This window comes from Peribacillus sp. FSL E2-0159 (assembly GCF_038643155.1).
Lineage (GTDB): Bacteria > Bacillota > Bacilli > Bacillales > DSM-1321 > Peribacillus > Peribacillus simplex.
Genome location: NZ_CP152053.1, coordinates 5,415,753 through 5,430,237, shown reverse-complemented (window position 1 = coordinate 5,430,237; position 14,485 = coordinate 5,415,753). Strand labels below are relative to the sequence as shown.

Annotated in this window: 13 protein-coding genes and 1 riboswitch; of the genes, 8 read left to right on the top strand and 5 right to left on the bottom strand. The window is 39.8% G+C overall.

The window, feature by feature from the left end:
- Window positions 1-139: 139 nt before the first annotated feature.
- The 3 genes from shc to NYE63_RS26610 form a co-directional block, all read right to left on the bottom strand.
- Window positions 140-2,035: a squalene--hopene cyclase gene (gene shc / locus NYE63_RS26620; RefSeq protein ID WP_342603420.1), complete on the bottom strand. Its 1,896-nt coding sequence runs from the start codon at window positions 2,033-2,035 to the stop codon at window positions 140-142.
- A 168-nt stretch (window positions 2,036-2,203) separates the two neighbouring features.
- Window positions 2,204-3,853 (bottom strand): M14 family metallocarboxypeptidase, encoded by a 1,650-nt coding sequence (locus NYE63_RS26615; RefSeq protein WP_342603419.1) that lies wholly within the window; start codon window positions 3,851-3,853, stop codon window positions 2,204-2,206.
- Between the two features lie 219 nt (window positions 3,854-4,072).
- Window positions 4,073-4,414 carry a DUF1450 domain-containing protein gene (locus NYE63_RS26610; RefSeq protein ID WP_342603418.1) on the bottom strand — a complete coding sequence of 114 codons (342 nt, stop codon included), beginning with the start codon at window positions 4,412-4,414 and terminating at the stop codon, window positions 4,073-4,075.
- A gap of 265 nt (window positions 4,415-4,679) precedes the next feature.
- Between NYE63_RS26610 and NYE63_RS26605 the strand changes: the two genes are divergently transcribed.
- The 5 genes from NYE63_RS26605 (at window position 4,680) to NYE63_RS26585 (ending at window position 11,574) form a co-directional block, all read left to right on the top strand.
- Window positions 4,680-5,630, top strand: coding sequence for an ABC transporter permease (locus tag NYE63_RS26605; protein ID WP_076368205.1), 951 nt, complete (start codon window positions 4,680-4,682; stop codon window positions 5,628-5,630).
- Window positions 5,623-6,570, top strand: coding sequence for an iron chelate uptake ABC transporter family permease subunit (locus tag NYE63_RS26600; protein WP_342603417.1), 948 nt, complete (start codon window positions 5,623-5,625; stop codon window positions 6,568-6,570). Before NYE63_RS26605 ends, NYE63_RS26600 begins: the two co-directional genes overlap by 8 nt.
- A complete protein-coding gene (locus NYE63_RS26595; RefSeq protein WP_342603416.1) occupies window positions 6,564-7,322 on the top strand; it encodes an ABC transporter ATP-binding protein in 759 nt (252 codons plus the stop codon). Before NYE63_RS26600 ends, NYE63_RS26595 begins: the two co-directional genes overlap by 7 nt.
- A 209-nt stretch (window positions 7,323-7,531) precedes the next feature.
- Window positions 7,532-8,482, top strand: a complete 951-nt coding sequence (locus NYE63_RS26590; RefSeq protein WP_342603415.1) for a siderophore ABC transporter substrate-binding protein — start codon at window positions 7,532-7,534, stop codon at window positions 8,480-8,482.
- 1,124 nt (window positions 8,483-9,606) lie between these two features.
- Window positions 9,607-11,574, top strand: coding sequence for an LTA synthase family protein (locus NYE63_RS26585; RefSeq protein WP_342603414.1), 1,968 nt, complete (start codon window positions 9,607-9,609; stop codon window positions 11,572-11,574).
- Window positions 11,575-11,635: 61 nt separating this feature from the next.
- On the opposite strand, the gene NYE63_RS26580 is transcribed toward NYE63_RS26585, so the two are convergent.
- On the bottom strand, window positions 11,636-12,253 hold the full coding sequence (locus tag NYE63_RS26580) for an RraA family protein (RefSeq protein WP_342603413.1): 618 nt from the start codon (window positions 12,251-12,253) through the stop codon (window positions 11,636-11,638).
- A 409-nt stretch (window positions 12,254-12,662) separates the two neighbouring features.
- A complete protein-coding gene (locus tag NYE63_RS26575; RefSeq protein ID WP_289314465.1) occupies window positions 12,663-12,842 on the bottom strand; it encodes a hypothetical protein in 180 nt (59 codons plus the stop codon).
- A gap of 119 nt (window positions 12,843-12,961) precedes the next feature.
- On the opposite strand from NYE63_RS26575, the gene NYE63_RS26570 reads away from it, so the two are divergent.
- From NYE63_RS26570 to NYE63_RS26560, 3 genes are all read left to right on the top strand, one after another.
- A complete protein-coding gene (locus tag NYE63_RS26570; protein WP_342603412.1) occupies window positions 12,962-13,291 on the top strand; it encodes a DUF948 domain-containing protein in 330 nt (109 codons plus the stop codon).
- Between the two features lie 42 nt (window positions 13,292-13,333).
- Window positions 13,334-13,432: riboswitch (guanidine-I (ykkC/yxkD leader) on the top strand.
- Window positions 13,433-13,480: 48 nt separating this feature from the next.
- On the top strand, window positions 13,481-13,801 hold the full coding sequence (sugE, locus tag NYE63_RS26565) for a quaternary ammonium compound efflux SMR transporter SugE (protein ID WP_342603411.1): 321 nt from the start codon (window positions 13,481-13,483) through the stop codon (window positions 13,799-13,801).
- A gap of 54 nt (window positions 13,802-13,855) precedes the next feature.
- Window positions 13,856-14,380 carry a YhcN/YlaJ family sporulation lipoprotein gene (locus NYE63_RS26560; protein WP_342603410.1) on the top strand — a complete coding sequence of 175 codons (525 nt, stop codon included), beginning with the start codon at window positions 13,856-13,858 and terminating at the stop codon, window positions 14,378-14,380.
- Window positions 14,381-14,485: the final 105 nt, after the last annotated feature.

The window sequence follows — 14,485 nt, the reverse complement described above, 5'->3', positions numbered from 1 at the left end:
CGGAAAATTTCTTGTATTTAGCACTTTTCGGATAAATGAATGTGGATAACCTCTGATTGTGGATAACTTTCCGGTGTTATTCACTACTTTTCCACAGGTAATCCACATATTCACCTTTATATGATAAAAAAACACTGGATTAAGTCTTCAGGAATTTTTTATTGTAATGACTTAAGGTTAAAAGGGGATAAATATAGCGATAGCTATGATAATGGATATACAAAAAATCTGCCATTCCTTGGCCTGCAGGATAATCATTGGTCCAGCTTTCTTGTTGACCTGCACGGATGAGATAGGCAATGCCTTTTTCGATTTCGGCTGTCGGCTTATCAGATGCCGAGATCAACGCATCCACAGCCCAAGCTGTATGTGTCAGTGTACTTGTTCCTAGGGGGATATATCGTTGCTTGATATCACTGTAACAAGATTCACCCCAGCCACCATCTTTATTTTGAATATTTTTCAACCAAGTTAAGGCTTTTTGGATGGATGGATGTCCAGTGGCTTGCCCTGCTGCCTTCATGCCGGTCAGTGCAGCCCATGTGCCATATAGATAGCAGATGCCCCAGCGCCCATACCAGGAGCCATCATGCTTCTGGTCCTCCAATAGCCAATCCACCGCTCTTTTACTGACTTCTTCCGGCTTCTTCATATTTGTATAGTTCCCCAGGAATTCAAGCGTTCTTCCTGTCAGATCAGCGGTAGAAGGGTCAGTCAGGAGATATTTCGAACCCTCTATAGGGAGAAGGTGCAGCCATCTATGGTCGTTATTCCGTTCGAAGGCTGGAAATCCACCATCATCATTTTGCATGGATATCGTGAAGGAGACACCGCGCTGCCAGCTGTCCCAAATATCCGGTTTTGCTTGCAGTTGCTTAGCCAGCGCCCGCAGTGAGGCAGTCGTATCATCGACATCCGGATTCATGGTATTGAAATCCGAGAACCCCCAGCCGCCTGGAATCGCGTTAGGATTATGGATCAGCCAATCTCCATACATATAATGCTGGCGTGACAGTAAGTACTGATTGGCGGCCTTAATCGTTGGGTCTTTGGAAGGTATGCCCGCTTCTTGAAGGGCGTAGCTTATTAAGGAGGTATTCCAAACATGGGGCGTTGTGAATTGGATATGTGTGTGCCCCTCAATGGAGCAGGCCATCCCCTTCAGACCGGCAATTGCCTTTAGAATCACTGGATCCTTTTTCGAATATCCAATTGAAAGGAGGGCAAAGATCATGAAAAAGGTAGAGCCGAAATAATTGTACAGTGTCCCGTCTGGTTCCAGCCTGTCGAGCATGAACCTTTTTGTTGAATCCAAGGCTAAGGAATGCAAATAATCCGGATAACCAATCAAAGTTTTGACGCCTGTTTGAAGTTTGGAGAAGAAGGAACGATATTCTTCGGTGCGATACTCTTCCCACATCTGCTCTTCGGAACGGTCCTCCCTTGTTTGAAATAACTCTTTTAAACTTGGAGTGTCCGGGGTCTTGAGCTGAAACTTTTTATGGCCAAGCAATAGCAATGGAATCATGTTGACCCGCCCATATACGGAAAGATCATAAATGCTGACGAAAAAGGTCGGAGGCAGTAAGACCACTTCGAGAGGAATGGGGAATAGGCGCGGCCATTGATATTGTCCGGTGACAGTAAGCATCATTTTCGTTAACATCTTGGCCTGTTTGATGCCACCCTTGGAAAGAATGAATTGTTTGGCTTTCCTCATATGGGAATCGTGCTTATTGCGGAGTCCGCTAAAAAGAAGGCCATAGTAAGCCTCGATCGTAACCGTAACATTGCCGTCCTTCTCGTCTTGGAAAAGTTTCCATGAACCGTTTTCCGTTTGCTTGCTTTCGATTCTTTTTACTAAAGCCTCTATAAGAGGAGCATCTTCCATATCTAAAATTTTCAATAAAATAATCATATAGGCATCTGCCGTTATCCCGGTGTCAAAGGGATAATTCCACGAACCATCAGCGGATTGGTCTTGTTTCAAGCGATGAACAAGGCGATTGATTTCCAATTGTACATGTTGGTTCAAAGACTTTCCTCCTCTAAAAACACTTTTTCCGTTTATATGTATATTCAAAACTTGTCGTTGCATTCAAGAAATCATGTCAGGCATATCGTCCTACATGATTAAAGGAAGGTGGAAATTAAAAACGCTTTGGCAATGAAAGCTGCCAAAGCGTCATTTAGATAGTATGCATCATTTAACGGGTAAGGAAGATGGCTGCATATAGCGGTAAATCGGCAGTTCTTTTCCCTTGTCAGCCGGGATGAAATTGAATGTCACATAGCTGTCTATGCCTTCAGGTTCGAGGGCAAGGGAGATGAAGTTGGCATCAGGCTGGGCCATGTCGAAAACATAGCTTCCTTTTGGGAAATCCCTGGTTTTTGAAGTAACCGTGGTTGTTACTTCCCTTGTGGAATGTCCGCTTTCCAGTTCAGCTGAAACTTTTAAATCCTTGACCCTATAGCTTTCAACAGCTACTTTCATAGGTTTTTTTAATTTTTTCACTTCTACTCCCAATAGCTGAAGTTTCTGGGCGATATTTTTATATTCTGGTGGAAGGATATAAGCTGTCGGACGATCTCTAACAAGGGTAGGGTAGGCATCGGTAGAATCCAGCCAATCGATGGAGGCATCGACCATTTTAGCTTTCGCTAAATCGACCACTGTCAATTTTTGATCCTTAACCAATTTATTTTCGCTGGTGATGACAATTTTATCGTTATCATTTGCTTTTCGCCCTTTTTGCACGACTTCAGTTTCGGCCTGTTTAACGGCCTTTTTAACTTTACTGGCCTGTTCGGCTGCCGTTTTGATGAATGCTGCCTGTGCTGTAGCTTGTGCAAAAACACGTCGTTTAAAATCCGTACGGCCGATATTGATTCCCCTTGTTTCAATTAAATAGGTCATTGTATTTTTCAAACCGAGGGCGTTTCGGCCAATCCGGGCTTCTGTGCTTCCTTCTGTGGCGGTAAGGACTCCATCATCAGAAGTAGCCAGTGTATAGTAATCGTGATAGGAAAGCTTTTCTTTATCCAATGTTTTAAAAACATTAGGTAAAAGCAGTTCATCGGAAGCTTTTCGAAGCCGTTCGGGAATATTTAAATTCTTGGCTGAGGAGATGAGTAAATCATAGGAAGCGATCGATCCATTTGCTCCCACCTTTTTGAGGGGGGCGGGATTCACTGTATATTCATGTACATCCAGAACGACTTCCGGTTCATAATCATCGATTGACTGATGAATCGCCTGTACTTCAGGATACTCCACTTTTAAGTAGTCCCTATTCGCATCCATGTCATTTGCGGTAAATCGTTTGAAATAATAAGAGCCATCAGGATTGACGCGTGGGACGATGGCAATATTCACTTTATCAAGGACATTACCAAGCTTGCCTTCAGCCAGCCATTGTGCAAGGACTAATGTTGATTCACCCGAAGCGGGTTCATTGCCATGGATCTGACCTTGAATCCAAATCAATGGTTTATGGGAATCCTTATTCAGTCTTTTTGAATCCTTGCTGAAAAGAAGCATCGGAATGTCGCGTCCTTCTGTGGATTTACCTATCGTCTTGACCTGGATGTTCTTGTTTTTTCGGGAGAGGGACTTGATATGATCCAACATTTCTTCCTGGCTCGTAAAGGCGATCTTGTTTTGTTTAAAGGCAGGGGTATTGAAAGATACATTAGGGTCAGGGAAAAGGTGGGAGAGGTTATCTGGTTGAATGTAGCTTGGACCATTTCCATAATAAGGGGTGAATTCTTCTGCTTCGGCTATGGGGCTAGGCAATCCAGTGACAAGACCTAGTGTTACGACGGATACGATGGTAGGAATGATTTTTTTCATGGACGTCCTCCTGTCTATCTTTTTCCATAAATTATCATATATTAAGCTATTTATACAGTGAAAACATAGGGGATAGTAAAAAACAGGAAGTAATGACTAGATTAATGATTCCATAGCACATTTCGCAATTCCTTTTAATAGATGTTCATCACCTGTATTCTGGATAATTACAGGTAGAAAGTCAAAATGATACGGATCAAGCAATTTGCTCGGCCCGTATCATTTCAATTCATCTTGTAACTGATTCAAAAGGTCCTGTGAATCTTCGCCACTCATTATCTGGCCGTTCACTTTCGCATAGGGGGTTTTCTTACAAAGTTTACACTCACTCAAACATTCATATTCCTTATATTGAATCCTTGGATTCGATAAGAATTTACCATAATCGGCAACTGTTTGTTCATTAAGGAAGCGGTCAAGATTATTTTGGCAAAATTCAATCTGGATTTTCGCCTTTTTTGAGAACACTTTGGACAGCAAATTTTTCATCATATCGCTTCTTTCATTGGAAGAGTAAATATTTGTTATTTTGATTTTATCACTTCCTTTAACGAAATGCATGATTGGTTCATCCAAATTCATTACAATATGACTAGCCGGAGTTTATCAAAGTAATTCCCTTGTATATGTTGACACATGTCTAAGAAATGATAGAATAAGAATTAATGATAATGAATCTCATTATCACGAATGGAAAAACTTTGTAACTATTGCAACTTCATGATTTCCGCTTCAATAGGTGACTTTGCGATAGTCTGTATTCAAATATCTTCAATTAAAAATATTATCGCTGTATTAACTGAGATAGGAAGAGTAGGAAATGTAGATGAAGATAAGATATTTAGTCATGGCGTTAATTGTTTTATCATTTACGTCATTATTCATTGGTGTAAAGGATATTACCCCCCTGGATTTATTGGATCTAAGTGATGATAAAGTGCAAATCATGCTGCAAAGCCGTTTCCCCAGAATGGTGACCATAGTCATTGCCGGTATTGTAATGAGTATAAGCGGTCTGATCATGCAGCAATTGAGCCGCAATAAATTTGTATCCCCGACGACTGCCGGAACCATGGATTCTGCAAGGCTTGGACTTCTTCTTGCCATTATCATTTTTCCATCGGCAGCACTTATTGAGAAAATGGCATTCGCTTTCATATTCGCTTTGGCAGGTACATTCTTGTTCATGAAAATTCTTGATCAAGTGAAATATAAGGATACGATTTTCATTCCATTGGTTGGTTTGATGTTTGGTAATATCGTCGGATCCATCTCGACTTTCTTTGCCTATAAATATGATTTGATTCAAAGCCTCAACACTTGGATGAATGGGGATTTCTCGATGATCATGTCGGGAAGGTACGAACTTATATATGTAAGTATCCCTCTGGTCATTCTCGCATACTTCTTTGCCAATAAATTCACTGTGGCAGGGATGGGTGAGGAGTTTGCTATCAATCTAGGACTCAATTATAAGCTTATAGTCAATTTTGGGTTGATCATCGTGGCATTATCCTCCACTGTCGTTTTGTTAACGGTGGGAACGATTCCTTTCATAGGATTGATCGTACCAAATATTGTATCCCTTTACCTTGGTGACAATTTGAAAAAGAGTCTTTCTCATACAGCATTACTAGGGGCAGTATTCCTATTGATCTGCGATATTCTGGGCAGGATCCTCATATATCCATTTGAAATCCCGATCGGACTCGTGGTTGGTGTCATAGGAAGCGCCGTATTTATCTATCTGATACTGAGGAGAAAGGCATATGAATAATAAAAGTAGAATCATTATATTGGCTGTTCTTGCAGCAGCTTTAACGGCAGGTTATATCTTTTGGGACCTTGGCCCGAATTGGGATTATGCACTGCCGAGAAGGGTTATAAAAATCATCGCCATCATCGTGGTTGGTTGTGCAATAGCTTTTTCAACAGTGATTTTCCAGACGGTCACGAATAATAAAATCTTGACACCAAGCATTTTAGGGTTGGACTCCATGTATATGCTAATCCAAACGGGAGTGATTTTCCTCTTCGGTTCAACGCATATCATGATCGTGAATAAAAATCTCAATTTCCTGATTACACTTGCGGTCATGCTTATTTTTTCCAGCCTGCTGTTCAAGTTCATGTTCAAAAAAAACCGCAATATTTACTTCCTATTGCTGATCGGTATCATCTTCGGAACATTATTCGGCAGCATGTCTTCATTCATGCAGGTATTGATTGACCCGAATGAATTTCAAATCATTCAAAATAAAATGTTCGCCAGCTTCAATAATGTCAACACGGACCTGTTAACTTTAGCTATTATCCTCATGATAGCGGCAATGATATATTTCATGAGATTTTTGAAGTATTTAGATGTCATGTCCCTAGGGAGGGACCAAGCCATAAACTTAGGTGTGGATTATGATTTTGTCACGAAGCGGGTTTTAATCATCGTTACGGTTTTAATCTCCATTTCGACTGCCCTGATCGGTCCGATCACGTTCCTAGGATTGCTTGTTGCAAATGTGGCTTATCAATTCATTAAGTCCTATCAGCATAAACATATCATCCCGGGTGCAATGCTGATCAGTGTGATTGCCCTGGTCGGCGGCCAATTCATTGTGGAGAGGATCTTTACGTTCACTACCACATTGAGTGTCATCATCAACTTTGTCGGCGGTGTGTATTTCATCTATCTTCTATTAAAGGAGAATAAATCATGGTAGAAGTGAAAAATTTATTCAAAAAATATAATAGTAAAACGGTTGTCGAGGATGTTTCCATTGAAATAATGAAAGGCAAAATCACATCCTTCATCGGTCCCAATGGAGCGGGGAAAAGTACCGTCCTTTCGATGATCAGCCGGCTCATTACCCGGGATTCAGGAGAAGTCCTGATCGATGGTAAGGATATGGGGGAATTCAATAGCAATGAACTTGCGAAGAAGATTGCCATCTTAAAGCAGGCTAACCACATCAATATCCGATTAACGATTCGTGAACTCGTCGCCTTTGGCCGTTTTCCGTATTCACAAGGCAAGCTGGCCAAAGAGGATTGGGAATATGTCGATGAAGCGATTGAATATATGGAACTTGCAGACATGCAGGATAAGTTCCTTGACCAGCTTAGCGGCGGGCAGCAACAGCGGGCCTTCATTGCCATGGTAATTGCTCAGAACACGGAGTATGTACTTCTTGATGAACCCCTGAACAATCTTGACATGAAGCATTCCGTCCAAATCATGAAGGTATTGAGGAGATTGGCCGATGAATTAGGGAAAACGGTCATTATCGTCATTCATGATATTAATTTTGCATCCTGTTACTCCGACTATATAGTCGCATTGAAGGATGGCAAGGTTGTTCATAATGGACCTACCGAACAAGTCATCAATTCCAATGTATTAAAGGAAATCTATGATATGGATATTGAAATCCAAAATATCAATGACAATAAGATCTGTGTGTACTTCACTTAAGACAATTCCATTTGGTTTTAAATTACTTCAGTATTCGTAGCCGTCCCAGAATACCTCAAACGCTCATTAGGCTGTTAAGAGTTGGCGGGCGCCCAGGACTTTTGCCGCCTCCTGTTCATATGGCAGGGAAAGTGATGAAGGTGAACTCTGTGAAGGTGAGGATTCAATATGTAATTTTAAATAAAAAAATACTTTTCGAGGTGACCATAATGATTAAGAAATTATCTTTACTGCTTTTGGTTGCAATGCTGGCTGTAGTGGCTGTAGCTTGTGGATCAGATAAGGAAAAAGAAGAATCAAGCGCGAAAAAAGAAAGTGCTAAAAGCGAAGAAATTACAGTTAAGCACCTACTGGGAGAAACGAAAGTAAAAACAAACCCTGAAAAAGTCGTTGTATTCGATATGGGTGCTCTTGATACTCTTGATAAATTGGGTGTGGAAGTGACAGCTGTTCCTCATGATGGCCTTCCAAAATACCTTTCTAAAAAATATGAAGGTACAACTGAAAATGCCGGCGGATTAAAAGAGCCTGACTTCGAAAAAATCAACGAAATTGCTCCTGACTTAATCCTTATTTCTGGCCGTCAATCTGAAGCATATAAAGAATTAAGCAAAATTGCTCCTACTGTTTTTGTGGGTGTAGATACAACAAAGTATATGGAATCATTTGAAGAAAACGTAACACTTTTGGGTAAAATCTTCGATAAAGAAGACGAAGCTGCTAAAGAATTGGCAAGTGTTGAAGAAAACATCAATGCTTTGAAGGAAAAAGCTCCAACTGACAAAACTGGTTTAATCGTTCTTTCAAGCGGTGGAAAAGTAAGTGCTTACGGACCGGATTCAAGATTTGGAATCATCCATGATGTATTCGGGGTACCTGCAGTAGATGATAAATTGGAAGTATCGACACATGGTCAAAGTATTTCTTTCGAATACATTGCTGAAAAGAATCCTGACTACCTATTCGTTGTAGATAGAGATGCGGTTGCCGGTGATGGGGCTGCAGCGAAAGAAACTGTTGAAAATGACATTGTGAAAAATACAAAAGCATTTAAAGAAGGTAACATCATTTATCTAGACCCTAACTACTGGTACTTATCAGGCGGCGGTTTAGAATCTGTTGACGCTATGGTTAAAGAAGTTTCAGAAGGCATTAAGTAATTTGAATATGGTTTAAGGAAATCCTGTCCTCGATTGAGGGCAGGATTTTTTATTTTTAATAATAAAGCTGGGAGAAACAAATATACTAACAAAGGGGACGAAAAGAATTCTTACAAAACACAGGTGAGCTTATAAGCCCCCTACAGCCCAATTAAGGGGGAATGAAAAGGACAAGGCCCATATTCACACATGTTGCACTGCTATGGCCCATATGGGATCCTTTCGCAAGAATATAACCCTTTAGCCAATATGAAAAAAATCAGTTTCTTCCTATTATAATGTCATTTTCATCCTTTCCGGTTCCAGATGGGGTTTAAACATGTAATTTAAGTGAACTTTGGTAAATTGAATCTTTTATGGATGATAAAATTATACTGGAAAGTAAAAATAAAAAATAATATGATCATCACTTCAAATCACTTCAAACAATAAGGGAGAATTGGGTGGATTAATTTTTTTGAAAAAATTATTTGAAAAAAGCTAATCAAATAAGCCGGAGGGGAATGATGTCGATATTACGCGAAATGCATTTGTTATTTTATGGGATTTTAGAGCGGCAGGACGCAATAATAAACGGGTCAAACTTTTGCAGGCTTCGATTTTGAATGGGGTATCAAAAGTGCGGAAGAGAGAGGCATCCATGTAACCGGCAATCAATTTTAAACTGTCGAATTATCGGGAAAGAAAATCCTGGTTATATCAATAGCTTCCAATAATTGAAGATTTATATCTTTACATATTTTGTAATGTACTGGTTTTTTTATAAAGAGTCGTTTATAATGGTAAAAGCCTGAAGGACGTGAAATTAAATCGTGACTGTCATCCGCATTAACCCCAAAAAGTTACGGTAATATTTATTGGATTAAGACATGGAGTTCCTATATATTTGTTATAGGTCCGCTGAGCATTCGAGACGGGCGAAGCTCTGTTTATTTTTTCAAAGGCTTGTTCATAAGCTGAAAAAAGTGTTCTGGATATAAGAGTCATGGATGTGACAAAAGGTGGTTTTCACAATCTTGACTATCCGAGTGTAAGAATGCTATTATAAGGATTCGGATTTTCCGTCTTTTGTAAGTTTGTAAAAATTTATATAAATAAACCACTAGATTAATAGAGGTGAAAGCATGAATAATTTTCTTAAAAAAAGCCGGCATTTATTTGCAGATAACATACTAGGCTTTTTCTTTATTGCGGTAGTCTTGTTTACGATTAAAACTTATATTGGATATCGAGTTGAATTTAACTTAGGTATTGAAAATGGCCTGCAACAGTTCTTACTGTTCATAAACCCGATTAGTTCAGCCATTTTATTCTTCGGCTTGGCACTATTGGCTAGAGGCAAAAAATCGTTTAAATGGATCATCAGGTTGAACCTTTTGATGTCCTTATGGTTATTCTTCAATATTGTATACTATCGGTCATTTACCGATTTCATTACATTGCCAACCTTGACGCAAGTGCAAAATGCCGGGGATTTGGGGCCGAGTATTTTAGAATTATTTAAAGGCCATGATGTACTTTATTTCCTTGATACGGTTCTTTTGATCGTGTTGTACAGATTCAAAGACTTTAAAGTGGAAGACTTCAAAGTCAAACGCCGTACAGTTGGAATGGTTTACCTAGCGGGACTTGCAATTTTCGCAATCAATTTGGGACTTGCTGAAAAGGATCGCCCGCAATTATTATCAAGAACATTCGACCGGAACTATATCGTCAAATATTTGGGCATGTTCAACTATACGGTTTATGATGCCGTTCAGAATACTAAGACATACGCTCAGCGTGCGACTGCAAACAGCACCGATATCGCTGAAGTCGTCAACTATACGAAGGCAACAAGCGCTGAACCGAACCCTGAATATTTTGGTGCAGCCAAAGGTAAGAATGTCATCTACCTGCATTTGGAATCGATGCAGAATTTCTTGATCGATTATAAATTGAATGGGGAAGAAGTAACTCCATTTCTAAACTCACTTGCACATGATAAATCAGATTTCATGCACTTTGATAATTTCTTCCATCAAGTAGGCCAAGGTAAAACGGCTGATGCAGAATTCATGCTTGAAAATTCCCTGTTCGGTTTACCACAGGGGGCAGCATTCACAAACAGATCCCAAAATACGTATCAAGCAGCACCAGCGATTTTAGGACAACAAGGATACACATCCGCTGTGTTCCATGGTAATTATAAATCTTTCTGGAACCGGGATAATATGTATAAGTCTCTTGGTTTTAATCAGTTCTTTGATGCAAACCATTATAATATGGAAAATAAAGAAGAAGTACTAAGTTATGGATTAATGGATAAGCCTTTCTTTAAAGAATCGATTCCTATGTTAGAAACGCTTAAACAGCCTTTCTATACAAAATTCATAACGGTATCTCATCATTTCCCATATGCCATGGACCAGGAAAAAGCAACTATCGGTAAGCATACGACAGGCGATGCTTCCGTTGATAGTTACTTCCAAACTGCACGCTATGCCGATGAGGCGCTTAAAGAGTTTTTCGATTATCTGAAGGAATCTGGTCTATATGATAACTCGGTAATCGTTATGTATGGTGATCACTATGGTATTTCCGAAAACCATAAAGAAGCCATGTCAAAAGTGCTTGGCGAGGATGTTGGCGCATTTGAGAATGCCCAATTGCAACGTGTACCATTATTGATTCATGTTCCAGGTGTTGAAGGCGGGGAGATGCACCAGTACGGAGGACAGATTGACCTTCTCCCGACTTTATTGCATCTGTTAGGAATCGAATCTAAAGATTATGTACAATTCGGTTCAGATTTATTGTCAAAAGATCATAATGAAGTGGTTCCTTTCAGGAATGGTGATTTTGTAACACCTGATGTCACTTCCATTAAAGGGAAATACTACGACACGGATACAGGGGAATTGGTCGAGGAAAATGATGCCATCCTCAATTATAAAAAGAGAGCTGAAACAATGCTTAATTTATCAGACCAAGTAGTGAACGGTGACTTACTCCGTTTCTATACTCCAAATGGCTTTAAACCGATTGACCCTACTGATTATGATTACACATATGATGAAGAAGGTTCAAAGGAAGATAAGACCGATAAATAAGGCTAATGAAAAGAACAGGCAGGAAGCCATCGCTTCCTGCCTGTTTTTTATATGCGTGAGATCATCCTTTATTGGTCATCATGGCAATATACTTTCTTATTTCATCAGGCTTCCCTGCATATTTCTCAGCACGCTGTTCATCTTTTATGATTTTATCCTTTGCTTTAATCAGTATTTCTTCACCCATCGCTTGTGGCACGACCACGACTCCATCTATGTCCCCTATGATAATGTCCCCTGGAAATACGGTGACACCTCCACAGGAAATGGGGATATTGGTTTGGCCTACACCTGCCTTGCCGCTTGATGCAACCGTCGTCCCTTTGCTGAAAACAGGGAAATTCATCTCTTTAATGGCTTCTAGATCACGAATGACTCCATCGACAACGAGGCCGCCAATTTCCATGGTCTGCATCATGCCGACAACAAAGTCTCCTGCTATAGCCCGGTATGTATCTCCCTTGCTGTCAACGACTATTATATCCCCAGCCTTTGCTTCGCCAATTGCTTTTAACACGGCTGAATTGTCACCGACGGGCATCTGTACGGTCAAAGCTCGTCCGGCTATATGAAATTCTTCCTTTAAGGGTTTAATTGATTCCAGATTGTTCAACCCTTCCATTGCATCTGAAATCGCGGTGGTGGGCAAATTCTTGAACTGTTGAATGAGAGCATCCATGACTATGATTCCTCCTTGAGAGTTAATGAATATAGCCTAATTATACACAAATTTTTTAATTTTCTAATAGTTTTGCGTTTGATAAAATGGTAAATGTGGTGTAATGATTAAATGAAGGGGGAGGGAAGTTCTGCTGACACAAAGGGTTTCAAGGCAGATTCCTTTTTAATCAATCGTTTGATTAAATTAATACGACGCGTTTTTTATGTTCATTAATCGAGTCACGCATCCCTTCCTGATGATTGTATCAATCAAAAAGATGGCCACCGATCCGTGCAGGAACATTCTTCTATGGATCAAGAGAAGAATGTTGGTGTATATTCTTGGTGTTTTCCTAATCTGGATGCCGATGTTAGCGAAGAAAACCATAACAGATGGCGGGGGTCACTAAAGGGGTTTTCAACAATCTTCAAAGCAGGAGCAGAATCAAGACTGAGGTTGCCAATGTAATCCAAATGGGGCTAAAAACTTCTGGATGAATGATTAAAAAAATGATTCCTGCAATAGTGGCAGCCTGCTGAATGGTCATATGTCTAATGAAGTGTATTCCAGCTTTAAAACAGGCTTTAAGCAGAGGCATTTGATTCATTTTCATTCCTCCCTTTTCTTTCAATAATATGACCAGGCATAAAAGAAAATACATGGGGATTCGTTTTCCGCTCAATTATTACGGGTATAGTAAAGGTAAAATAAAAGGAGGAATCATAGGTGGTCATTGTTTATATTAGTCTTGCCCTCTTTATCGGATCGATTATCTATTTAGCATTTTTTGCTTTTAAAACATTTAAAGATTCCAAACCGACTATTGATAATGTGAAGGAAACCGTTACACGCATCCAGGCTAAAACGGATCAGATTAAATCGGAGACGGATCAACTCGCCATGACACAGCATGAAATCACTGAAGATGTTCAATATAAAAAAGAGGCCGTACAATATACGGTTGATTCGGCTAAAGAAATGCCTGAACCCTTTAAAAATATTTGGTTTTCAATTAAAGGTGACAAGTGGAAGCTTAGAAACAGAAGTGATTCATAAGCGTTTGACCGATTTGAAATGTACATGATATAGTATGGAAATATAAGAAGTTTCTAGGGTTCCTCGGTTAAATTTTGCCGGAATGGTCCAAGAGAAACGCGCAGGAATCTGCGTACACGGAGGGAAAAAAGCCCGGGAGGTTATGATTTATGACCTTTCGGGCTTTTTCTGTAATTGGAGGGAAAAAAGTTGGCTTGGATTCAATTGGTGATTGCAGGATTATTTGAAGTGGTATGGGCGACAAGTTTAAAGTATACCGAGGGTTTTACGAAGTTATTACCTTCTTTCATAACGATAGCTGGTATGGTTATTAGTTTTTATTTTTTGTCATCGGCGATAAAAACCCTGCCAATGGGAACAGCGTATGCAATTTGGACCGGAATAGGTGCACTTGGGGCTGTTCTTGTAGGCATCATCGTATTTAACGAGCCTAAGGATGCGATGCGCTTGGTATTCGTCGGTTTTATTTTGGTTGGAATTATCGGCTTGAAGATCACTTCTTCTGAATAATTTATCGTCTCCTCGCAAATATTAATATTAAATTATTTTAGAGGAGTGAAGAAAATGAATTATAAAGCGATGGTATCAAGTGCGATGATGGCTTTAGTGATTACAGGTTGTTCACCTAATGATAAAGAAGATGCCAGTGAAAATCTTGGCCTGAATCGTACTCATCAGGATAATTTAGATAATCCGATGAATGTAAGCGACACAAGGCAAAATGTTAATGATGATAATAATGATAATGGCATAAACGATATGAGGGTATCCGAGGATATCTCGAATCGAGTCGAAGCCTTGAAGGAAGTAAGTAATGCAAGTGTCATCGTTACTGAAAATAATGCCTATGTAGGGGCAGTATTAAAAGACGGCGGGGATAAGGATATCTCGAATGACCTTAAAGAAAAGGTTGCTGATGCAGTAAGGGGAGCCGATCCATCGGTAGACCAAGTCTATGTTTCGGCAAACCCAGACTTTGTTCAAAGAATGAAAGGGTATGCAAATGATATCGAGAATGGAAAACCCGTTGCAGGATTTGCTGAAGAGTTCCGTGAACTTGTAACACGGATTTTTCCAAGCCCAAAATAATTGGTAACGTTAATGAATTAAGATGAAAAGACTTATCCGGTGAATTCCGGATAGGTCTTTTCCTACTTTAAGGATTTAGGTGAATCATGACTAACTTTAAATAGG

Bases quoted from the DNA above. Each gene is read 5' to 3' on its own strand.
- NYE63_RS26615 (WP_342603419.1), bottom strand. From the start codon at position 3,853: ATGAAAAAAATCATTCCTACCATCGTATCCGTCGTAACACTAGGTCTT.
- NYE63_RS26610 (WP_342603418.1), bottom strand. From the start codon at position 4,414: ATGCATTTCGTTAAAGGAAGTGATAAAATCAAAATAACAAATATTTAC.
- NYE63_RS26605 (WP_076368205.1), top strand. From the start codon at position 4,680: ATGAAGATAAGATATTTAGTCATGGCGTTAATTGTTTTATCATTTACG.
- NYE63_RS26600 (WP_342603417.1), top strand. From the start codon at position 5,623: ATGAATAATAAAAGTAGAATCATTATATTGGCTGTTCTTGCAGCAGCT.
- NYE63_RS26595 (WP_342603416.1), top strand. From the start codon at position 6,564: ATGGTAGAAGTGAAAAATTTATTCAAAAAATATAATAGTAAAACGGTT.
- NYE63_RS26590 (WP_342603415.1), top strand. From the start codon at position 7,532: ATGATTAAGAAATTATCTTTACTGCTTTTGGTTGCAATGCTGGCTGTA.
- NYE63_RS26585 (WP_342603414.1), top strand. From the start codon at position 9,607: ATGAATAATTTTCTTAAAAAAAGCCGGCATTTATTTGCAGATAACATA.
- NYE63_RS26580 (WP_342603413.1), bottom strand. From the start codon at position 12,253: ATGGATGCTCTCATTCAACAGTTCAAGAATTTGCCCACCACCGCGATT.
- NYE63_RS26575 (WP_289314465.1), bottom strand. From the start codon at position 12,842: ATGAATCAAATGCCTCTGCTTAAAGCCTGTTTTAAAGCTGGAATACAC.
- NYE63_RS26560 (WP_342603410.1), top strand. From the start codon at position 13,856: ATGAATTATAAAGCGATGGTATCAAGTGCGATGATGGCTTTAGTGATT.